This is a genomic window from Microbacterium hydrocarbonoxydans, from assembly GCF_900105205.1.
Classification (GTDB): Bacteria; Actinomycetota; Actinomycetes; order Actinomycetales; family Microbacteriaceae; genus Microbacterium; species Microbacterium hydrocarbonoxydans.
On record NZ_FNSQ01000005.1, the window covers coordinates 310,195 to 331,421 of the forward strand.

General features: G+C 69.1%; 17 protein-coding genes. 10 read left to right on the forward strand and 7 right to left on the reverse strand.

Features of this window, described 5'->3' with window-relative positions:
• The first annotated feature begins 1 nt into the window (after position 1).
• Both BLW44_RS01770 and BLW44_RS01775 read left to right on the forward strand, forming a co-directional pair.
• Positions 2-337 (forward strand): hypothetical protein, encoded by a 336-nt coding sequence (locus BLW44_RS01770; protein ID WP_060926209.1) that lies wholly within the window; start codon positions 2-4, stop codon positions 335-337.
• An 18-nt stretch (positions 338-355) separates the two neighbouring features.
• Positions 356-874: a GrpB family protein gene (locus tag BLW44_RS01775; RefSeq protein WP_060926208.1), complete on the forward strand. Its 519-nt coding sequence runs from the start codon at positions 356-358 to the stop codon at positions 872-874.
• Between the two features lie 277 nt (positions 875-1,151).
• Here BLW44_RS01775 and trxA read toward each other — a convergent pair whose 3' ends face one another.
• The 4 genes from trxA to BLW44_RS01795 all read right to left on the reverse strand — a co-directional run bounded on the left by trxA (position 1,152) and on the right by BLW44_RS01795 (position 6,390).
• The gene (trxA, locus tag BLW44_RS01780; protein ID WP_042541543.1) at positions 1,152-1,475 is read right to left on the reverse strand and encodes a thioredoxin; all 324 of its coding nucleotides are present in this window, start codon (positions 1,473-1,475) and stop codon (positions 1,152-1,154) included.
• A gap of 67 nt (positions 1,476-1,542) precedes the next feature.
• The gene (gene trxB, locus BLW44_RS01785; RefSeq protein ID WP_060926268.1) at positions 1,543-2,517 is read right to left on the reverse strand and encodes a thioredoxin-disulfide reductase; all 975 of its coding nucleotides are present in this window, start codon (positions 2,515-2,517) and stop codon (positions 1,543-1,545) included.
• 89 nt (positions 2,518-2,606) lie between these two features.
• The gene (gene murJ / locus BLW44_RS01790; protein ID WP_060926207.1) at positions 2,607-4,226 is read right to left on the reverse strand and encodes a murein biosynthesis integral membrane protein MurJ; all 1,620 of its coding nucleotides are present in this window, start codon (positions 4,224-4,226) and stop codon (positions 2,607-2,609) included.
• On the reverse strand, positions 4,219-6,390 hold the full coding sequence (locus BLW44_RS01795) for a DUF6049 family protein (protein ID WP_060926206.1): 2,172 nt from the start codon (positions 6,388-6,390) through the stop codon (positions 4,219-4,221). The genes murJ and BLW44_RS01795 overlap by 8 nt, the downstream gene beginning before the upstream one ends.
• A 98-nt stretch (positions 6,391-6,488) precedes the next feature.
• Here BLW44_RS01795 and BLW44_RS01800 point away from each other — a divergent pair, with 98 nt between their 5' ends.
• A complete protein-coding gene (locus tag BLW44_RS01800; protein WP_174521342.1) occupies positions 6,489-8,027 on the forward strand; it encodes a DUF7059 domain-containing protein in 1,539 nt (512 codons plus the stop codon).
• A 38-nt stretch (positions 8,028-8,065) separates the two neighbouring features.
• Positions 8,066-9,121, forward strand: a complete 1,056-nt coding sequence (locus BLW44_RS01805) for an LLM class flavin-dependent oxidoreductase (RefSeq protein ID WP_060926205.1) — start codon at positions 8,066-8,068, stop codon at positions 9,119-9,121.
• Here BLW44_RS01805 and BLW44_RS01810 read toward each other — a convergent pair.
• Positions 9,118-9,606 carry an ASCH domain-containing protein gene (locus tag BLW44_RS01810; RefSeq protein WP_060926204.1) on the reverse strand — a complete coding sequence of 163 codons (489 nt, stop codon included), beginning with the start codon at positions 9,604-9,606 and terminating at the stop codon, positions 9,118-9,120. The genes BLW44_RS01805 and BLW44_RS01810 overlap by 4 nt on opposite strands.
• Positions 9,607-9,758: 152 nt before the next feature.
• Here BLW44_RS01810 and BLW44_RS01815 point away from each other — a divergent pair, with 152 nt between their 5' ends.
• A complete protein-coding gene (locus BLW44_RS01815; RefSeq protein WP_060926203.1) occupies positions 9,759-11,708 on the forward strand; it encodes a carboxypeptidase regulatory-like domain-containing protein in 1,950 nt (649 codons plus the stop codon).
• Positions 11,709-11,950: 242 nt separating this feature from the next.
• Here BLW44_RS01815 and BLW44_RS01820 read toward each other — a convergent pair whose 3' ends face one another.
• Complete coding sequence (locus tag BLW44_RS01820) at positions 11,951-14,497, reverse strand: purple acid phosphatase family protein (protein ID WP_060926202.1); 2,547 nt, start codon at positions 14,495-14,497, stop codon at positions 11,951-11,953.
• 128 nt (positions 14,498-14,625) lie between these two features.
• Here BLW44_RS01820 and BLW44_RS01825 point away from each other — a divergent pair, with 128 nt between their 5' ends.
• Both BLW44_RS01825 and BLW44_RS01830 read left to right on the forward strand, forming a co-directional pair.
• A complete protein-coding gene (locus BLW44_RS01825) occupies positions 14,626-14,919 on the forward strand; it encodes a hypothetical protein (protein ID WP_060926201.1) in 294 nt (97 codons plus the stop codon).
• Between the two features lie 20 nt (positions 14,920-14,939).
• On the forward strand, positions 14,940-16,367 hold the full coding sequence (locus tag BLW44_RS01830) for a CCA tRNA nucleotidyltransferase (protein WP_060926200.1): 1,428 nt from the start codon (positions 14,940-14,942) through the stop codon (positions 16,365-16,367).
• Positions 16,368-16,604: 237 nt separating this feature from the next.
• On the opposite strand, the gene BLW44_RS01835 is transcribed toward BLW44_RS01830, so the two are convergent.
• Positions 16,605-17,465: a DUF998 domain-containing protein gene (locus BLW44_RS01835; RefSeq protein WP_060926199.1), complete on the reverse strand. Its 861-nt coding sequence runs from the start codon at positions 17,463-17,465 to the stop codon at positions 16,605-16,607.
• A 222-nt stretch (positions 17,466-17,687) separates the two neighbouring features.
• On the opposite strand from BLW44_RS01835, the gene BLW44_RS01840 reads away from it, so the two are divergent.
• The 3 genes from BLW44_RS01840 to BLW44_RS01850 all read left to right on the forward strand — a co-directional run bounded on the left by BLW44_RS01840 (position 17,688) and on the right by BLW44_RS01850 (position 21,222).
• A complete protein-coding gene (locus tag BLW44_RS01840; RefSeq protein ID WP_139305217.1) occupies positions 17,688-19,031 on the forward strand; it encodes a sigma-54-dependent transcriptional regulator family protein in 1,344 nt (447 codons plus the stop codon).
• Positions 19,032-19,170: 139 nt separating this feature from the next.
• Entirely contained in the window at positions 19,171-20,736 is a 1,566-nt protein-coding gene (gene exaC, locus BLW44_RS01845; protein WP_060926198.1) for an acetaldehyde dehydrogenase ExaC, read from the forward strand.
• An 81-nt stretch (positions 20,737-20,817) separates the two neighbouring features.
• Complete coding sequence (locus BLW44_RS01850) at positions 20,818-21,222, forward strand: DUF779 domain-containing protein (RefSeq protein WP_060926197.1); 405 nt, start codon at positions 20,818-20,820, stop codon at positions 21,220-21,222.
• Positions 21,223-21,227: the final 5 nt, after the last annotated feature.

Here is a 21,227-nt window from a genome sequence, read left to right on the forward strand (position 1 = left end):
CATGACCGAGTCCGTTCCGCGCCGCGCCAGCCTCGAAGTGCTGCGAGCCGAGGCGTCGGATGAGCTCGCCGTGCTGATCCAGGAGCGCCTGCTGGGTGGCGAGGATCCGTGGGAGTTCATGGAGGAACTGCCGAGCGTGGACGAGCTCGTCGTGTACCTGCTGCGCGCCGATAACATCACTGCGAACGACGGGGTGCGGCCCAACGCGGCCAGGCACTACCGGGTGCTGCGGCAGATCGCGTTGGAGTATCCCGAGCTGACTCCCGCTGTCTGGGGGCTGCTCGATGAGAAACAGCGTCACAGGCGCTGGGACCCGACGGTCGTCGACGCCTCCTAGGCCCATATCGTGCCTCGAATGCTGGTCTCCTACGACCCGGAGTGGCCGGAGCAGTTCGAGGCGTTCGCCGCTGAGATCAGACGGGCTGGGAACGCGGCCTGGATCGTCGAGCACATCGGGTCGACAGCGATCCCGGGGATGCGGGCGAAGCCGGTCATCGATCTGGCGGTTCGCGTCGAGGATGCCGATGACTTCGCGGCGCACAGACAGGGTCTGGGCGCGGCGGGATGGCGTCAAGGTAGCGCTGTACGGACGCATCCGGTCATGATCCGTGAATCGGACGGCATCCGGATCGCGATCGCGCACTTCTTCGTGGCGGCGGAGTGGGATGCGGCGCACCAGCGCATTCTGCGGGACTGGCTTCGGGCGCATCCGGAGGACGCTGATCGCTACTCGCACGCGAAGTGCGACGCCGTCGCGGCCGAGGCGAGGGGGCGGTCGACGTACAACGCGGCGAAGTCGCCCGTCATCCAGGAGATCGTCGACCGCGCTCGGGCGTCTCGAGGTCTTCCTGCGGTGCCGATCTCCGACAAGTAGTCGCCGGCCGGGGTCCGCACCGGGTGTCCCGATTCGCGGACTGTGCCCCGATCAGCACACGTTTCGGCCGGATTCCTGTGCAGATCGGGGCGGGGTGTGCAGATCGGGACAGGGGACGGGCGGGGTAGGGGACGGGACAGGACAGGACAGAGGACGAGGCCGGGCGGAGGACGGGGCAGGGACGGGGCAGGGACGGGGCAGGGGACGGGGGATCAGGGGGCAGGGGGAAGCGAAAGGGCCGCCACCCCGAAGGGTGACGGCCCTGATCACGAGGGGATCAGCCGATGAATGCGGCGAGGTCCTGCTCGAGGGCGGGCTTCGGCTTGGCGCCGATGATGGTCGTCTTGACCTCACCGCCCTGGAACACCTTCATCGCGGGGATCGAGGTGATCTGGTACTTCATCGCCAGCTGCGGGTTCTCGTCCACGTTCAGCTTGAGGATGGTGATCTTGTCGGGGTTGTCCGCCTGGATCTGGTCCAGAACGGGGGCGACCATACGACACGGTCCGCACCACTCGGCCCAGAAGTCCACGAGGACGGGACCTTCGGCCTGCAGAACGTCCTGCTCCCAGGTCGCCTGGCTCGTAGCCTTTGCACTCATCAGAGTTCTCCTTGATTCGAGGTTCGCCTGCTACAACAGCGGGCGAGGTGAAAGTGTTCCCGGGGGCTCAGGCCGTGATGATCTCGGCGGCCTCAGCGGCCGGGAACTCGACCGAGGCGTCATCGAAATCCGCGAGGAAGTGCTCGGCATCCAGTGCCGCGACCGTTCCGCTGCCGGCGGCCGTGATCGCCTGACGGTAGGTGGGGTCGATCACGTCGCCGGCGGCGAAGACACCGGGCACCGACGTGACAGACGAGCGGCCGTCGACCCAGATCGTGCCCTCTGCCGTCAGCTCGAGCTTGTCGTGCACGAGGTGCGTGCGCGGGTCGTTGCCGATGGCGATGAAGAGCCCATCGAGGGCGAGGTCGCTCAGCGTGCCGTCGACCGTGTTGCGCAGCTGCACACCCGTGACCGCGTCGCCACCGAGGATCTCGGCGACCTCGCTGTTCCACACGAACTCGATCTTCTCGTTCGCGAATGCCCGCTCCTGCATGATCTTCGAGGCGCGCAGGGTGTCCTTGCGGTGGATGACGTAGACCTTGTCGGCAAAACGGGTGAGGAACGTGGCCTCTTCCATCGCCGAGTCGCCGCCGCCGACGACCGCGATCGTCTTCTCGCGGAAGAAGAATCCGTCGCACGTGGCGCACCACGAGACGCCGTAGCCCGAGAGGCGCTCTTCGCCCTCGATGCCGAGCTTGCGGTAGGCGGAGCCGGTCGCGTAGATGAGAGTCTGCGTCTCGTGCACGGTTCCGCTGCCCAGGGTGACCTTCTTGACGGGCCCGGCGAGGTCGAGCTCGGTGACGTCGTCGTAGACGACCTCGGTGCCGAACTTCTCCGCCTGCTCCTGGAACTTGGCCATGAGCTCGGGGCCCTGGATCCCCTCGGGGAACCCGGGGTAGTTCTCGACCTCGGTGGTGTTCATCAGCTCTCCGCCGACCTCGACCGAGCTCGCGATGAGCAGCGGCTTGAGGTTCGCGCGCGCCGCGTAGATGGCGGCGGTGAACCCGGCAGGGCCGGAACCGATGATGATGACCTGACGCATGTGCTTCCCGTCGTAGTTGCTGAGACGCCGAAAGACGTTCGACTGCTTCAACCAATGGTAACCGCGCGACATTCCCGCGCGAGAGGGGCTCAGCGACCGGGCAGGAACCGACGCAGCATGGCGCCGGCGGTCTTCAGCTCGGGAGCCCGCAGCAGGGCCAGGATGCCGATGTAGACGACCACCACCGCGAGGCCGATGATGCAGGTGCCGAGGGCTCCCTGGATCTTGTCGGCGGTGGTCCACCCGTCGGGTCCGCCGAGGAGCAGGAAGACGCCCCACCCTGCCACTCCCGCAGGGACGGCGGCGATGGCGAAGCGGAGGATCGCGCGCATCCAGGTCCCGATCTGCAGCCCGCCGATCTTTCGGTGCAGCAGCCAGACGGCGACGACGGTCTGGATGGTGCTGGCGATCGACTGTCCGAGCGCGATCGTGGCCGCGAGGGAGGTGACAGCGATCACGTCGGCGGCGAGCAGCCACTGGGCGACGAGAGCGCTGAGCACGACGAGACCGCTCTGGAACAACGTGAACCAGAAGGGTGTGCGGGTGTCGCCGTAGGCGTAGAAGGTGCGCTGCACGATGAAGAGGATCGTCAGCGGCACCAGGCACACCAGGAAGCAGACGAGCACCAGGGCGGCGTCGACGGCATGCGACGCCTGATTCGTGAACACCCGCGAGGCGGGGATCGCCGCAGCGGCGACCGCGGCCACGGCGACTGCGATGAAGAACAGGAGGGTGCGGATGCTCTGCGCGATGTCCGCGCGGACCTCCTTGTCGCGCCCGGCGGCCGCGTGCTCGCTGATCTGCGTGAAGTAGGGGGTGCCGATCGACAGCACGATGACCGAGTAGGGGAGCATGAAGATCAGCCACGCGTACTGGAAGGTCGCCACCGAGGCGCCGATCGCTGACGCCTGGGTGAGGATCTGCGTCTGGACGAGGCCGGCGAGCAGGCTCGCGAGCGCCATGAGGAAGGTCCATCCGGCGAGGCGCCCCACATTGCCCAGACCCACGCCGCGCCAGCGGAAGTCCGGGCGCAGGGCGAGACCCGTGCGCCGCCAGAAGATCAGGAGGATGCCCGCCTGGATGAGGATGCCGAGGGTGGCCGTGCCGCCGAGCGCGGCGATCATCCCCGGCGTCCAGTCGGCCACCCGGGTGAGCGGCCCGCCGAACAGGGCTCCGATGATGAGGAAGCCGACGATCGACACGAGGTTGTTGACGACGGGCGCCCACGTGAAGGGGCCGAAGATGCGGCGGGCGTTCAGCGCCTCGCCGAGGAGCGCGTAGAGCCCGTAGAACAGGATCTGCGGCATGCACCAGTAGGCGAAGGCGGTCGCGAGGGCGAGGAACTCCGCGGAGCCGTCCTTGCCCGCGTACAACCAGACGAGCCAGGGCGACGCGATGGTCGCGAGGCCGGTGATCACGACCAGCACGACGGTGCCGAGCGTGAACAGCTTCGAGATGAACGCGTTGCCGCCGTCGGCATCGGCCGTGGCCTTGACGATCTGCGGGATGATCACGGCGGTCAGCACGCCCACGGAGATCAGCGAGAAGACGTTGTTCGGCAGCTGGTTGGCGATCGCGAACGCGTCTGCCGCTCCTGCACCGACGGAGCCGATCACGCCGACGAGCACGATGGTGCGCAGCAGCCCCGTCACGCGGGAGATGAGAGTCCCCGCTCCGATCAGCGCGCTGGCGCGCCCGAGACTACTCATTCGACTCCTCGATGGCGACGGATTCGGCGCCGGCGTCGGCATCCGCGTCCCGGTCCTTGCTCTGATCGGTGTCCGCCGTCTCAGCGGCCTCACGACGACGCCGACGGACGGTGCGGATGATGCCGAGGCCGATGAGGAGCACGATCAGCGTGCCCAGCAGGGCGAGGCCGATGGTCTCCCACTCGGCCCGCACGGAGACGCGCACCGTCTCGGGCTGGCTGATCTCCACTCCGGTCGGGCTCGACAGCTCGAGCCGCAGGGACACCTCACCGCTCCCGACGCGCGCGGACACGGGCACCTTGACCCGGGTGGTGCTGTCGGGCTGGATCGTCCACGGCGTGATCGCCTGCACGTCGAGTCGCGGGTCGCTGGGATGCACGGAGAGCCGGATGTTCACGGGCCAGGGCAGGTCGTTGCGGACCGAGAACGGCAGGTCGGCGTTCGCGGACAAAAGCTGGATGGTGCTCGCCGGAGGGATGTCGACGGCGTTCAACGTGTCGATCGTCGCGGTGTTCACTGCGGCCACGGCCTCGTCGAAGCCCTTCTCGCCGAGGCCGACCGCGGTGGCCCGCATGATCTGGATGCGCTTCGGGCTCAGCAGCAGCTGTCGGTCGTCGAGGATCGACGCGAACTCACCGAGAACGACCTCGCTGTCCAGCATCCGCTGCAGAGCAGTTCCCCGGGTGCTGTCCGGTTCGACGGAGAGCGTGACCGGCGCTGCAGGGGCGGCCAGCACGCCGCTCAGACCGAATCCGAGCGAGTCCACGGCCGAGATGGCCTCGCTGAGCGCCTCGGCCGTTCGCGTCTCGTCCCGATCCAGGCCGATGAGCCGGGGGACCGACGGGTGCGCCTGCGCGGAGAGCGCGAGGTGCGCGCTGGCCTCGGCGAGCCAGCGCTGGCGGATCGCCGCGTCGGGCTCGTTTGCAGCTTTGGACAGGGCGTCCGATGCGGGTTCGTCGACGACCAGCACGTTCTGCGCGCCGACGGCACCGCGCGCGCCCGTCGCACCGCTGAGCGCCGAGGACGACAGGACCGTCGTCACGGCGTCGTCGCCGACGTACGTGGCGAACGTCGCGAGATCGGCGGCCGAGACATCGCTGCGCGGCCAGAGCAGCCCGGGCGTCGCACCGTCGACCGTGATGAGCTCGGAGTCGTCCGGCAGCACGGGACCGTCGGTGGGCTCAGGCGTGGGCTGCGGCGCATCGGTCGGGGTGGGCGTCGGATCGGGGGTCTCCGGCGCCGGGTTCGTGAACCCCGCCGGATTCACGAAGGGCGCGAGCGTGGTGGGCTGCAGCAGCGCAGGGAGGCCGGCCTGCGCCTGGGTCGTCGCGTCCGCGTCACCGAACTGCAGGGCGAAGCGCTCGTTCGGGAGGGCCTCGAGCTGACGTAGCCACTCCTGTGTGCTCTCCGACGCCGTGGAGCCGAGAGCGTTGATGGCTGCCGGGATCGCGGGGTCGATGGCGAGTACCGCAGAGGTCCCGCTCACGCCCTCGAGGACGGCGGTGAGTCGGCCATCATCCGCGGTCAGGACGTTGAGCTCCTCCGCGGTGAGCAGGGCGCCGTCTGCAGGTGTCGCGGTGATCGGCACCAGCACCGCGACCGAGGGCTTCGCTGCTGCGCTGACGACCAGCACGGACGTCGACGTCACGGCATCGGCATCCTCCTGCGCGTCGGTCGCGGCTCCCGTGAGAGTGGCCCTGATCGGATACACGCCGGGCGCCAGGCCCGTGAGGGTATCGGCGGGGATGAAGAGGCTCGACGTCACCGAGCTCTCGGGGTCGACCGGCGCCGTCGCGTCCGATCCGAGAGCGGTGAAGCCGCCTGCGGCCTCGGAGTCGTCGAGCCAGGAGGCGACCGCGGTCTCGTCGGGGAGCGGCGTGCGGTTCAACTCGACCGTCACACGGCCCGCGGACAGCGCGGAGGTGTCGTCATTGATCACGGTGAGGGATGCCGTCGTGGCGCTGCCGGGAGTGACCGTCCCGCGGACGCCGGCGGTCAGGACGAGCTCGGTGGCCGGCGACTCATCGGTCGTGGAGTCGCTCGCGGCGGAGGCGCTGCCCGCACCCAGACCGCACAGCGCGAGAGCGATCGCCGAGACGACGGTTCCGCGTGCCAGGCGCCGGAAGCGCGGGCGGAGGCCGTTCTCGGGGGTGGTCGCGGTCATGAAGGTCTTCCTCGAACGCCGGGATCCCAGGCTGCTCGTGAGTGGTGACCTTGTGATTCTAGGCGGGTGGGCGAAGGAGAACCCTGAAGACGCGTAGAGTGACGGCCGTGTCAGACACCCGGTTCCCCCTCCCCGATCCCCGGCGCAGCGCCGCGCTCGCCGCAGATCTCGACACCGCCGACCTCCGCTCCGAGGCCCTGCGGCGCCTGTGGGGGGAGGAGGCCGACGACGCGTTGGCCCGGGGGATGCGGGAGCCGATCCTTCGCGCGATCGCCGGTGACGACGGCCCCCTTGCGACTCTCGGACGACTCCTCGTGCTCGGGATGCCGCAGCCGCTGACCGCTGTGGCTGCCGCGCTGCCCCGCCTCGGGGCCGAGGGACTCGTCGATCTCGGACTGGCCAGGACGGAGGGGGATGCCGTCGTCCCGACCGCCCTGCTTCGACCGCAGTCGTTCGTCGACGCAGACGGGATCGGGGAATGGTGGATCGCCAGCGATCTCGACGAGGTCGCCCTGGACGGAGCGCTTCCCGCCGACCACGTGCTCGGCGTCGGCGGTGCGTCTCGCACTCTCGCCGAGATCGTCATGCCGGTGGAGGTCGACCGCGCCCTCGACCTCGGCACCGGCTGCGGCATCCAGGCTCTCCTCGTCGCCCGTCACGCCGGCACTGTCGTCGCGACCGACATCTCTGCCAGAGCACTGGCGTACGCCGAGCTCAACGCGCAGTTGAACGGGGTGTCGAACATCGAGTTCCGCCTGGGCAGCATGTTCGAGCCGGTCTTGGGCGAGGCGTTCGATCTGATCGTGTCGAACCCGCCGTTCGTGATCACACCGCGTGTCGAGGGAGTGCCGGAGTACGAGTACCGCGACGGCGGCCTGATCGGCGATGCCCTGGTGGAGCAGTTCATCCGTACCGCTCCCGACTTCCTCACACCGGGCGGGTCCGCGCAGCTGCTCGGCAACTGGGAGTCCCGCGGAGCCCAGGTGGCGCTGACCGGGCGGGCGGGTCTGGACCGGCTCTCGTCCTGGGTGCCGGGCGACCTCGACCTGTGGGTCATCCAGCGTGAGGAGCTCTCGCCGCTCGGCTACGCCGAGCTCTGGATCCGAGACGGAGGGACCACCCCGCGCGACGCTGCGTTCACGCCGCTGCTCACGGCCTGGCTCGACGACTTCGCCGCACGCGGTGTGACCGCTGTCGGCTTCGGATACGTCCTGGTGCGGCGCCCCGTGGCAGCCGGTGCGGGTCCTGCCCTTCGCCGTCTCGAGCGGCTCCCGCAGCAGGTGTCGAATGTGGGTGCCGCGCTGCGTGACGGCCTCGCGGCGGACGATCTGCTGACAGCAGGGCTGCCCACGACTCTGCTCACGGCACCCGATGTCACCGAGGCGCGCCATCTGCTCCCCGGCAACGACGACCCGAGCATCATCGAGCTCCGTCAGGGCGGCGGTTTTGCCCGGACGATCGCCGTCGACCCTGCGCTCGCCGCATTCGTCGGCGCCTGCGACGGCGAGCTCACCGTCATGCAGATCGCTGCCGCACTGGCCGACCTGTTCGAGGTGCCGCTGGTCGATCTGTGGGCCGACCTCGAGCCGCGCATCCGCCAGCTGGTGCTCGACGGCCTCCTGCTGGCCGGGGACTGAAGGGAATACCCCGTGACTTACATGCGTTCGAATACACCATGAAGGCTTTCGGATTCCTCTCGTTCGGGCACTACGCCGATGTGCCGGGTTCAGCGACCCGCACGGCCGGCGACATGCTGAAGCAGACCATCGAGATCGCCGAAGGCGCTGACGAGATCGGCGTGAACGGTGCCTCGGTTCGCGTGCACCACTGGGCGCGGCAGGCCGCATCGCCCATGCCGCTGCTCTCGGCCATGGCCGCGCGCACGAAGCGCATCGAGGTCGGCACCGGTGTGATCGACATGCGGTACGAGAACCCCTTCCAGTTCGCCGAGGAGGCGGCTGCCCTCGATCTGATCGCGGACGGACGCATCGCGCTCGGCGTGAGCCGTGGCTCACCCGAGACGGCTCTGCGCGGATACGAGACGTTCGGCTTCCACGACGAGGAGGACCCCGAGCGGGGCAGCGTGATCGCGCGGGAGAAGTTCGACCTCTTCCTGCGCGCGATCGACGGCGAAGGCCTCGCCCCCGGCGATCCGCGGATGGTCGGAGCCGGTCGCTACCTCGCGATCGAGCCGCAGTCGCCCACCCTTCGCGACCACATCTGGTGGGGATCCGGATCCCGCGCGACGGCCGAGGAGACCGGACGCAAGGGGCTCAACATGATGAGCTCGACGCTGCTGACCGAGGCGACGGGCGTGCCCTTCCATCAGCTGCAGCGAGAGCAGATCGAGCTCTTCCGCGCCGCCTACAAGGAGGCCGGCCACACCGGGACGCCTCGTGTCTCGGTGAGCCGCAGCGTCTTCCCGCTCGTCTCCGACATGGACAGGGCGTACTTCGGTCTGCGCAGCGAGGAGAACGCGGATCAGATCGGCATCATCGACGGCTTCCGCTCGACCTTCGGCAAGACCTACGCCGCAGAGCCCGACGTGCTGATCCGACAGCTGCTCGCCGATGAGGCCGTGATGGCGGCGGACACCCTGCTGCTGACGATCCCGAACCAGCTCGGACCCGAGTACAACCTCCACGTGCTCGAGGCGTTCGCGACGCATGTCGCGCCAGCCCTCGGGTGGAAGCCGAACACCGAAGGGCCTGTGCAGGGCGACCCGGTCTAGGCCGGGCCGGTCTCGCGCGAGCCGGTCGGCGTGTAGATCACGTGGAGGCGTTCACACACGACGGGCATGTCCGGCTCGAAGCCCCGCGGGTCTTCGGAGTGCTCACGCCAGTACCGCTCATGCGTCTCGCGCCACGAGGACAGGCTCCGGTCGCCTTCCCCTTCGGCGAAGGCATGGGACTCCTGCACCTCACTGAAGGGGACGATCTCGACCGAGACCGTCTCCAGGAGCGCCCTCGGAGCACCGGAACCATCGAGGATGATGTTGAGCAATCCGGGTTCCGGCAGGGGGTCCCCCGAGAACTCGTAGTCCCAGAGGGAGGACGCGGTCGCGGTCTTCGTCCCCGCACGTACGAGGGCCAGAAGGCCATCGGCCTGCGCAGGAGTGGCTCCGAACGCCCAGGCTTCCGGAACCGCCGGAGGGAGACCCGGCACGGCGGCGCGGCATTCCTGCCAGAAGTCTTCGATCGCGTGGGGGTCATTCACCCGGTCAGCCTATCCACGACCGCGGGCTCGCCAAGAGTCGGTGAGTGGGCGACGAGGACATCCCCCTGGCCGGCCGGATGAGGACCGACGCCGCGCGGTCCGCTCGTTTCCGACCCTCGACCAGGGCGGCAATATATCGATACGCTGACCGCATGCGCGCGGCCAAGAGCGGAATCCTCGCCGGAGCCATCGTCCTCGTCGCCGCTCTGGTGAGCGCGATCCCGGCTGCGGCCGCGACGACCACGGCCTGGGCGACGTGGCAGCCGCTCGCAGGGGCCAGCGGGGCATACACGACCTCGGTGCAGATCGCCGCGCAGCCTGCGATGACGGCGACGATGACCAGCGACTCGCGGTCGGGGCAGGTGGGCGTAGTCTCCGGCGCGACGACCTGGCTCTCGCAGGGCACGCCCGTGGGCGCGAAGTACGGCACCAGCCTCAACCAGCCGTACCTGAACCTGCGTCCGAAGGCCGACAACGCCACCAGCCCGTCGACGACAACGTACTCGTTCGCGACGCCGACGCCGGCCTCTGGCTGGACCTTCGTGCTCGGGGACATCGACGCCGACGCCGTGCGGATCCAGGCCATCGGAGCGAACGGCCAGGCGCTGACCGCTGCGCAGCTCGGCTTCAACGGCGGATTCAACTACTGCGCCCCCGGCGTCGTCGGCAAGCCCTCCTGCACGGGCGATGCCGCCGATGTACCGACCTGGGATGCCGCGACGCTGACGCTCACCGGCAATGCCGGAGCCGTCGACACCAGCGGTGCATCCGCGTGGTTCGAGCCGTCGGTGCCGGTCTCCTCGCTCACGTTCTCGTTCACCCGCCGCGCGGGGTTCCCGGTGTACCAGACCTGGTTCGCGTCGATCGCCCGCGACATCACGGGCACGGTCGTCGACGAGGCAGACGGCCCCCTCGACGGAGTCGCCCTCTCGCTGACGGATGGCAACGGCACGGTCGTCGGCACCACGACCACCGCAGCCGGCGGCACTTACTCGTTCCCCGGATTCGTGGCGAGCGACGGATACACCGTCCGGGTGACCCCACCGGCCGGGAAGATCACGACCGGCGCGGTCACGGCGGCGGTGGACCTCACCACGGCCGACGCCGTCGCGGACTTCACCGTCCGCGACATCGTCCCGGTGGCGGTCTCCGGACGCGTCGTCGATGGCAATGGCGACCCGGTACCAGGGGTCACGGTGTCGGTGGACGGCACGACGACGACCACGACGGATGCCGACGGCACCTACCTGTTCGATGAGGTCGCCGTCGGCCCGCACACGGTCGTGATCACCCCGCCGCCGGGCTACAGCACCACGGATCCGACCGAGCCGCTCGTGGTGCCGGACGGCAGCGAGGTCCCGATCACTCTCGCCGACTTCGTGCTCGTCGAGAACCCCGACCTCAGCGGCAGCGTGCGCGCGAACGGCACCGGCGTCCCGGGTGTCACCGTCACGGCATCCGCCGGAGGCGACACCGTCACGGCGGTCACCGATGCGAGCGGCGGCTACCGATTCCCGCGCCTGCCCGCCGGTGACTATGTCGTCGAGGTCACCCCGCCGAGCGGTTATGCGCCGGTCGGGGCGACGTCGCAGAACGAGACCGTCGCCAGCGCGGATGTGACCGGTGTCGACTTCGAGCTCGCTCGGTTCGGCGCGCTCGCGGGAGTCGTCCGCACGGATGACGGTACGCCGGTCGGCGGCGTGGTCATCACGGTCGGCACCGACGAGGGGACGCAGCAGCTCACGACGGATGCCGACGGCGGTTACGGTCTGGGCGAACTGTCACCAGGGACCTACACGCTGACCGTCACCCCGCCGTCCGGCACGACGGTCGTCGGCCCCGCGACGCTCACGGTCGTGGTCACCGCCGCGGGTGAGACCTTCGTCGACCAGGACTTCACCCTCGCCGAAGCGGTCGTCGTCCCGCCGACCGACCCGACCGATCCCGACGATCCTGACGTGCCGCCGACCACGGGTGGCGGCCAGCTGCCCGGCACCGGCCTCGGATCGGAGACGTTCGTCTGGGCCGGCGTGGGCGGCGCGGTGCTCGTGCTCGGCGTCGTGCTGTTCCTCGTCGCCCGTCGTCGCGCGCACCGCGACTGAGGTCGGGTCCCGCCGTCCGGGCGGGCACAGCTTCGGACCTGGAAACCGCCACGCCGGGCTGACGGCAGGTCCGTGCGGCGTGTCGGCCACGGCATCCGAAGCTGTGCCCGGGGTCGAGGGCTGGGGGTAACCCCGGGGGTAGGGGCCAGGGGGCAAGGGCCGGGGGGGCGACGGGAGAGGGATGACGAAGGGCGCCGCCCGGACCGGAATCCGAGCGACGCCCTCAGAGCGGATGCCGCCTGCTACTCGACCGTCTCGACACGGTCCGCGCGGCGGCGCCGCCGCATCGCGAACAGGCCGAGGCCGAGCGCCAGCAGCACGACCGCACCGATGACGTACGGCGTGCTGTCGGCACCCGTGGTCGCGAGAGACCCGTCGGTCGCGCCGTCCGAGCCGGTGCCGCCGGGGGTGGTGGCCCCGCCGCTCGCCGCAGCGGTCACGGTCACCGCGGAGGTCACCTCGGTGCCGTCGGCGAGGATCACCGCGAGGGTGTGCGTTCCGGCCGGGGTGTTCGCGGGGATCGTCAGCGTGCGACGGAACGCCCCGTCGGCGTCAGTCGTGGCGGTGCCGAGGTCGACGGGATCCGAACGCAGCTCGAAGCGCAGCGCAGCATCCGCCTCGAATCCGCTCCCCGAGACCGTGAGCTTTCCTCCGGCGGCGACCGATGCCGCGCCGAGCTCGATCTCAGGATCGGCGGGCTCCTCGATCACGGGCGGCGTGACGCCCGCTTCCGTGACCCACTTCTCACCGGCATCCGACTTCGTCACCGTGAAGGTGTCGTAGACCGAGCCGACGGGGAGGTCGGTCGTGGCATCCGGCTGCTTCTCCGCGAGGTAGGAGCGGTAGACGAGCTGGTTCTTCGACACGTCGATCACCTGGTAGGTGGTCACGCCCTGGCCGCGCAGCACCTGGGTGGCGCCGTTGTTGGTCCAGACGTTCTTCTCCGGCGTCTCGAGCTCGTAGTGCTTCGCGCCCGAGTTCGACACGACGTAGACGGGGCCCGAGGTCATACCGGGGGTGTCGGTCGCATCGGTGTTCACGTAGCCGCGCGCGTAGGTGTGGTCGTGCCCCATCAGCACCAGGTCGATGTCGTTGCGCTGGAACACCGGCAGCCACTCGGCGCGCAGCACCGGCTCATCGCGACCCTCGGAGGCGGAGAACACCGGCTGGTGGAAGGTGACGACGTTCCACTTCGACGGGCTGTCCTGCAGCAGCAGGTCGAGCCAGGCCGCCTGGAAGCGGGTCCACAGCAGGCCGATCTGGGTCGACGGGCACTCCGCGCCCGTGCACGACGGGAGACCTGCGGGCGTGAGGAACGTGGTGTCGCGCGTCGCGTTGAGCGTGATGAACCGGACGCCCTGGTAGTCCGTGTAGTACGCGGTCTCCGCGGCGAACGAGCTCCAGTGGTCGAAGAACGCGCGGTACTGCTGCGCGACCGCCGAGTCGCCCTTCGCGAGGTCGGCGAGCTCACCGATCGTGCTGGTCGAGGGGTTGTTGTGCGGGTACTCGAACGCGGCCTTCCAGGCGGTCAGCAGCTTGTCGCCCGAGTACTCGTGGTTGCCGGGAGCGGCCATGACGTTGGTGCGCGCGGCGGAGTCCTCCATGCCCTTGAACCAGTTGAGCCACTCGTTCTCGTTGCTCGACGTGTTGATGAGGTCGCCCGCGTGCACGGATCCGATCGATCGCGGCGCATTCGCCTCGGCCTGCTTCACGACGCTCGGCCACGTGGTGTCGAGTCCGATCTGCGCATCGCCGTAGTAGATGAACTGGAAGTCGGTGGCCTTCGGGTCGGCCGTGCGGAACTCGAACCAGTCGCTCCAGCTGCCGGGCAGGCCGACGCGGTAACGGTACGCGGTCGCGGGCGTGAGACCCGTGACGGTGGCCGAGAAGTGCTTGTTCGGGTTGCCGTTGACGACCCCGGCGTCGTAGGCGTCGACAGTCCGGGTCTCGCCGCCCTTCGCAGGTGCGATCTCGACCTGGCCGATCGTGTGCGACGCGTCGCCTGCGAGCCACGAGAACGACTGCGACACGGCGGGCTGCTCGGTCGGCGTCAGGATCACGCGGGTGGGCGGCGCGATGACAGGCGAGCCGGGATCGGATGCCTCGACGAGCGTGAGCGACGACATGTCGAAGAAGATGTCCGAGCTGGTCTCGCGATCCTGGAACAGGGCGACCGCGATGTCGTTCGTGCCGTCGTGCAGCAGGTCGCCTTCGGCGCTGAACGTGCTGGTGAGAGGGTCGCCGTTCGAGTCGCCGGCGTACTCGACGTTGACCGTGTCGGTGATGCGGCCGTCGACGTAGCGGGCGACCTCTTCGCCGTTGATCCAGACGACGATCGCGTCGTCGTAGGTGATGGTGCTGCGCAGCGCCGCGACCTGCTCGGCGACGCCCGCCTCGAGCTCGAACGTGGTGCGGAAGAAGTAGGTGGGAACAGTCGGCGCCGCCGTCCCGTCGATGTAGTGGTTCAGCAGCGTCTTCGGGGTGACGGGGCCGACAGGGGCCAGCTTGCCGCTCTTCGCGCCGAACGAGCCGGGTGCCGACTTCCAGGCGCTGTCGTCGTAGTCGGGGAGGGTCCAGTCGCGGAGGGCCGCGGGTGCCGGCGACGGGTCGGATCCGTCGTCGAGGTAGCGCCAGGCCGTGTCGCCCGTGATCAGCGAGCCCGTGGGCACCTCGGGATCGGGGGCAGCTGTCGCGATCGGGGCGACGACGGCGCCGCCGAGCAGGGCGACGACCGCGGCGGAGGCGATTCCATAGCGCCGCCAGCGCACCGCAGGGGTGGGGGAGGTCATGAGAGTGTCCTTCGTGAGGGTGGGGGTTTCCGTGCTCAGCCGCACGGGGCCCGACCAGCCCATCGAAGGAGGATGACCTGGCGGTTGCCATCGCCCGACCGGTGGGTGAACGTCGCTACGGTGGGGGCATGAGTTACGCAGGCGAATCCTCGATCGAGGCACGCGTCCGGGCGGTCACTGCCGACTTCGGCAGGCGTCAGACGCGGCTGTTCATCACGTTCGCGCTGATCGAGGGACCGGTGCTGCTCCTGCTCGCCGTCGCGATCTACGGATTCGAGCTGATCGATCCCGAGGTCGGCATCTGGTTCATCGTCGCGGTCGCCGTGGTCGGCGGATTCCTGATGAGTGCTCTGCTCATGAGGCTCATGCAGGCCCGAGTCCGCGCCATCGCCCAGGCAAAGGGCGAAAACCCGCTGTTCTGACCCCCGGTACGCTGGAACCCATGCTCAACATGGCTGACGGCCTCGCCCGTCTCGGCGCGCTCGCCGAGCATCCGGTCGTCCGCACCCTCGCCACGGCGTTCGATGAGGCCGGTTTCGATCTCGCCGTCGTCGGCGGACCGGTGCGCGACGCCCTGCTGGGACGCCCCACACACGACCTCGACTTCACGACGAACGCGAAGCCCGACGACATCCTGCGCATCGTCACCCCGATCTCCACCGCCCAGTGGGACATCGGTCGCGCGTTCGGCACGATCGGCGCGCGCGTCCAGGGCGAGCAGGTCGAGATCACGACCTATCGCGCCGACAGCTACGACGGCGTCACACGCAAGCCGACTGTCGAGTTCGGAGACACGATCGACGGCGACCTGGTGCGCCGCGACTTCACCGTCAACGCCATGGCCCTGAAGGTGCCGGCGGTGACGCTGGTCGACCCGACCGGGGGAGTGGAAGACCTCGTCGGCGCGGTGCTGCGCACGCCGACGGATCCTCAGGTGTCGTTCGGAGACGACCCTCTGCGCATGCTCCGCGCGGCGCGCTTCAGCGCCCAGCTCGGCTTCCGCATCGACGACGACACCGCGGACGCGATCACCCGGCTCCGCGCGACGCTCGAGATCGTGAGCCCCGAGCGCATCCAGTCCGAACTCGTCCGGCTGATGCAGACGGATGACCCGGTGCGCGGCATCCGCGTGCTGGTCGACACCGGCCTGATCGAGGAGTTCCTGCCCGAGGTGAGCGCGCTGCGTCTCGAGGTCGACGAGCACCACCATCACAAGGACGTCTACGAGCACTCGCTCACCGTGCTGCGTCAGGCGATCTCGCTGGAGAACTCGCGGCATCCCGGGTCCGATCCGGACGTGCCGCTGCGCATCGCCGCCCTGCTGCACGACATCGGCAAGCCGCGCACCCGCAAGCTCGAAGACGGTGGCGCCGTCACGTTCCACCATCACGATGTGGTCGGCTCCCGCATGGCGCGCAAGCGCCTGCAGACGCTGCGCTTCGACACGGACACCACGGATGCCGTCGCGACGCTGATCGAGCTGCACCTGCGGTTCTTCGGATACGCCGAAGGCACCTGGACGGATGCCGCGGTGCGCCGCTACGTCCGCGACGCCGGCGATCTGCTCGAGCGCCTCCACATCCTCACCCGAGCCGACGTCACGACGCGCAACAAGCGCAAGGCCGGTCGCCTCGCCTCCGCGTACGACGACCTGGAGTCCCGGATCGCCGCCCTGCGCGAGCAGGAGGAGCTCGACTCCATCCGCCCCGAGCTCGACGGCAATCAGATCCAGAGCATCCTGGGCATCGCTCCCGGACGCGAGGTGGGAGAGGCCTACCGGTTCCTGCTCGACCTGCGCCTCGATGAGGGGATGCTCGGGCCGGAGGCCGCTGAGCAGCGTCTGCGTGAGTGGTGGGCCGCTCGCGGCTGAGCCGTCGGGGTCGCGCGCCTCTGCATCTGCATGCTCGGATGACACCTGCATGCTCGGATCGCCGATCTCGGCCTGCATCCGTGATCTGAGCATGCAGGTGTGCCTGGGTTCAGGGCGTGCGGCTCAGGCGGAGAATCACTCATCCTCCTGTTAGTCGGGCTCAACGGAGTGGGCCAGTGCCTCCCGGACGAGGTGCGAGATGTCGATCGAGATGATCCGCTCGGTCATGTCGGCACCTCAGGGCGCCGGCGTCGTGGTCGGCTGGGGCGTGGAGTCGGGGCCCGGCGAGGGGCTGGGCGTCGGGTCGGTCGCGTCGAGGTCCGGTGCCTTCTGAAACGGCTGCTCCGGTCGCTTCGTGCTCGACAGATCGGGCTCGAAGGTCGACGCGTCCAACTCGGCCTCGTCGACGGGGTAGATGTTCCAGACGGCCTTGCCCCGGTAGTCTTTGGCCGGCACCGTCACGGTCATGCCATCGTTCTGGAAGCCGACCTCTACCTCGCCGTCTCCCTCCGAGAGGGCGATCGATCCGCCGCCCTCGCCGTAGAGGTTCAGCGGGGTCCCTTTCCCGGTGAAGAGCTGCACGCGATCGATCGGGTTGCCGGCCTCGTCGTAGGCGAAGATGTTCATGACCTGCACCCCGTCGAGCATCAGACCCTGCGGCACATAGTCGTCTGCGACGTACTCCGCCTGCGGCGCGAACATCGAGACGAAGACCGACGGAAGCAGCAGCACCGCGAGGATGCTCGCGACCGTGCGGATGTGGCGGAGCCTGTTCTTCGGCAGCCACCGTCCCCGTCCCCACTGCACGCTGACGACGATGAGGCCGAAGAGCGCGAGCCACTCGAGTGGGTTGCTCGGAACCGCCCACTGGGCGAACGGGCCGTAGGGGTAGGGCGGCAGGAGCGCGATGAGCAGGGTGCCGACGGCCCAGAGGCCGAACGCCCTAAGCACCCACCACACCGGTCGCAGCGCCAGCAGCAGGTCGAGCAGCCAGGCTCCGAAGGCGCTGCGCCGGATGCTCTCCGCCGTCGCCGTGCGCCAGGCGGTGAACCGTTCGCGCAGCGCGGGCCGGCGGTCGCCCTGGACTGTCATCTGCATGTCCAAATGACACCTGCATGCTCAGATCGCCGATTTCGGCCTGCATCCGTGATCTGAGCATGCAACTGTGTGTGGCGACGTGCGCCCCGACCCTCACGGGCCGCAGATGATGCGGCGAACCGTGCGGTGCGTGGGACAGCAGACGAAACGCCACAGCCGGCATCCGATATACCGGGTTCCGCCCGCCGCATCCGGCTCCTACACTGAGGTAACGCTCCACCGATGACGAACGGAGACGCTGTGGTCGCGTCGTGGCAGGGGTCACGTGAGGGCCTTCCCGAGGCCTCTCGTCTGCTGATCGAGCGTGCACACGAAGAGCTCATCGCCGGCAACCTCGACGATCACCGGCTTCAGCAGGTCCGTCCGCTCGTGCGCGAATCGTGGGAGCGTTCGTGGCGAGGGCGGGTCGGCCCCGAGGGATCCCCGCAGATCGAACTGGTGAGCGAGGAGCTCGAGGCGTATCGGCTCACGCATCCGCTCGCGTCCGCCATGGACATGATCCGCGCGCTCCTGCTGCCCGGAACGGGGGAGGAGTCCGGAGTCGTCGTCGCCGTGGGCGACCAGGCCGGTCGGCTGCTGTGGATCGAGGGCGACCGCAGGCTGCAGTCGCTCACCGAGGGGATGGGCTTCGTCGCGGGTGCGAACTGGGCGGAGGATGCCGTGGGCACCACCGCCCCCGGCACCGCGCTGACTCTCGGTCAGACGGTGCAGATCCGCGGCGCCGAGCACTACAACAGGCTCGTGCATCCGTGGTCGTGCACCGCGGCTCCCGTGCGCGACCCCGAGACCCAGCGCGTGCTGGGAGTCATCGACATCACGGGAGGGGCCGAGGTCGTCTCGACGCAGGCGCGACTGCTGGTCGACGCCACCGCGCGTGCGGTCGAGGGCGAGCTGATGGTCTCGCGCCTGCGGGCTCGCAGCGAGGCGCGGCGGCCGGTCACGATCTCCTCGCGCCCGAAGCCGACGACCAGGGCGACGCTGCACGTGCTGGGCCGCGACAGGGCGCGTCTGGAGAGCGAGACCGAGCTGGAGGAGTCGATGATCGAGCTCAGCGCTCGTCACGCCGCGATCCTCCTGATGCTGGCCGTGCACCGGCAGGGTCTCTCGGCCGAGAGGCTGAGCGAACTGGTCTACGGTGCCGGTGCGTCCGCCGACACTCTGCGACCCGAGATGGTGCGCCTTCGCAAGGTGCTCGAGAAGCACGCGCCGAGCCTCGTTCCGGAGTCGCGGCCGTATCGCCTGCCGGTCGCGCTCGAGACCGACGCGCACGACGTGCTGTCGCTGCTCGACCGGGGTGCCCATCGGGTCGCGCTCACCGCGTACCGGGGTCCGGTCCTGCCGGAGTCGACCTCACCCGGTGTCGAGGACTTCCGCGAATCGGTCAGGGCCGCGCTGCGCGAGGCGATGCTCTCGGAAGCCAGCCTGGACGTGCTGCTCGCCTACGCCGACATCCCGGAAGGACAGCGGGATGCCGCGGCGCTGCGACTCGCTCTGGAGATGCTGCCGGCGCGCTCGCCGAAAAGGGCGGGGCTCGTCGCCCGCATCGAGCGGCTCGAACAGGACTGAACCGACGGACGAGGCTCGCGGGGGAGCAGCAGGCACCGCAACCATCCGCAACGGTGCGCACCGAGGCGCAACCCTGCCCGACCTACCTTCGAACCACAGCCGCGCAGCACCGACGCCGCGGCCCGTCGAAGGAGTCACGATGACCATCGTCGAAGAAGACGTGTCCACCGCCCCCGCATCCTCCGCGTACGCCGCACCCGGTCAGCCGGGCGCCGTCGCGACCTACCGACCGCGATACGGGCACTACATCGGCGGCGAGTTCGTCGACCCGGCCAAGGGCCAGTTCTTCGAGAATGTCAGCCCCGTCAACGGAAAGCCGTTCACCGAGGTCGGGCGGGGAACCGTCGAAGACATCGACCGTGCCGTCGACGTCGCGTGGAAGGCGTTCGCGAGCTGGGGCAAGACCAGCCCGGCGGAGCGTTCAGTGATCCTCAACAGGATCGCCGACCGCATCGAGCAGCACCTCGAAGAGATCGCGGTCGCCGAGACCTGGGAGAACGGCAAGCCGGTGCGTGAGACGCTCGCCGCCGACATCCCGCTCGCCGTCGATCACTTCCGGTACTTCGCCGGAGTGCTCCGTGCCCAGGAGGGCGGCATCAGCCAGCTCGACGAGAACACCGTCGCGTATCACTTCCATGAGCCGCTGGGTGTGGTCGGGCAGATCATCCCGTGGAACTTCCCGATCCTCATGGCCGTGTGGAAGCTGGCACCGGCGCTCGCCGCAGGCAACTGCGTCGTCATCAAGCCGGCCGAGCAGACGCCGGCATCCCTGCTCTTCCTGTTCGACATCATCGGCGATCTGCTGCCCGCCGGCGTCGTGAACATCGTCAACGGCTTCGGTATCGAGGCCGGTGCGCCGCTCGCGCAGCACAAGCGCATCCGCAAGGTGGCCTTCACGGGCGAGACCACGACGGGGCGCCTGATCATGCAGTACGCGTCGCAGAACCTGATCCCCGTGACGCTCGAGCTCGGGGGCAAGAGCCCGAACGTGTTCTTCGAGGACGTCGCCCGCGACACCGCCGACCCGTTCTACGACAAGGCGCTCGAGGGCTTCACGATGTTCGCTCTCAACCAGGGAGAGGTCTGCACCTGTCCGTCGCGGGCGCTCATCCAGCGCTCGATCTACGACGGCTTCCTCGCCGACGGGCTCGCGCGAGTGGGCAAGGTCGTGCAGGGCAACCCGCTCGACCCGGCCACGATGATCGGCGCGCAGGCGTCGAACGATCAGCTGGAGAAGATCCTCAGCTACATCGACATCGGAAAGCAGGGCGGCGCGCGACTGCTCACCGGCGGCGACCGCGTCGATCTCGGCGGCGACCTCAGCGAGGGCTTCTACGTGGCACCGACCGTGTTCGAGGGCACGAACGACATGCGCATCTTCCAGGAGGAGATCTTCGGGCCCGTGCTCTCGGTGACCTCGTTCGACGGATTCGACGACGCGATCTCGATCGCCAACGACACTCTGTACGGACTCGGTGCCGGGGTATGGAGCCGCAGCGGCGACACCGCCTATCGCGCAGGACGGGCGATCGAGGCGGGCCGCGTCTGGACGAACACCTACCACCAGTACCCGGCGCACGCCGCGTTCGGCGGGTACAAGCAGTCGGGCGTCGGTCGCGAGAACCACAAGATGATGCTCGACCACTACCAGCAGACCAAGAACCTCCTGGTCTCGTACGCAGAAGGCCCGATGGGCTTCTTCTGAGCTCGACCTCCGGGCGGGCGCTGCACCGGCAGCGCCCGCCCGGAACCACGCGGCGGCTCCCCACACAGGAAGGCTCGGACCATGGTCAGCATCGGCACCTATCAGCGGGTCGACGTGACGGATGCCGCAGCATCCCTCGTCCGCGACCTCACCGTGCAGCACGGACCTCTGATGTTCCATCAGTCGGGAGGATGCTGCGACGGCTCGTCGCCCATGTGCTATCCCGTCGGGATGTTCATCACCGGGCCGAGCGACGTGCTGCTCGGTGCCCTCGATGTGGGGCTCGACGCCGCGGTCGAGGTCTTCATGTCGGAATCGCAGTTCGAGTACTGGAAGTACACGCACCTGACCATCGACGTCGTGCCGGGTCGGGGTGCCGGCTTCTCGGTCGAGGGGCCCACGGGCATGCGGTTCCTGATCCGCTCCCGGATGCTGAACGATGCGGAGCTGGAGTACTTCGGGCTCGCGCCTTCGGCCGAGGGCTAGACCCT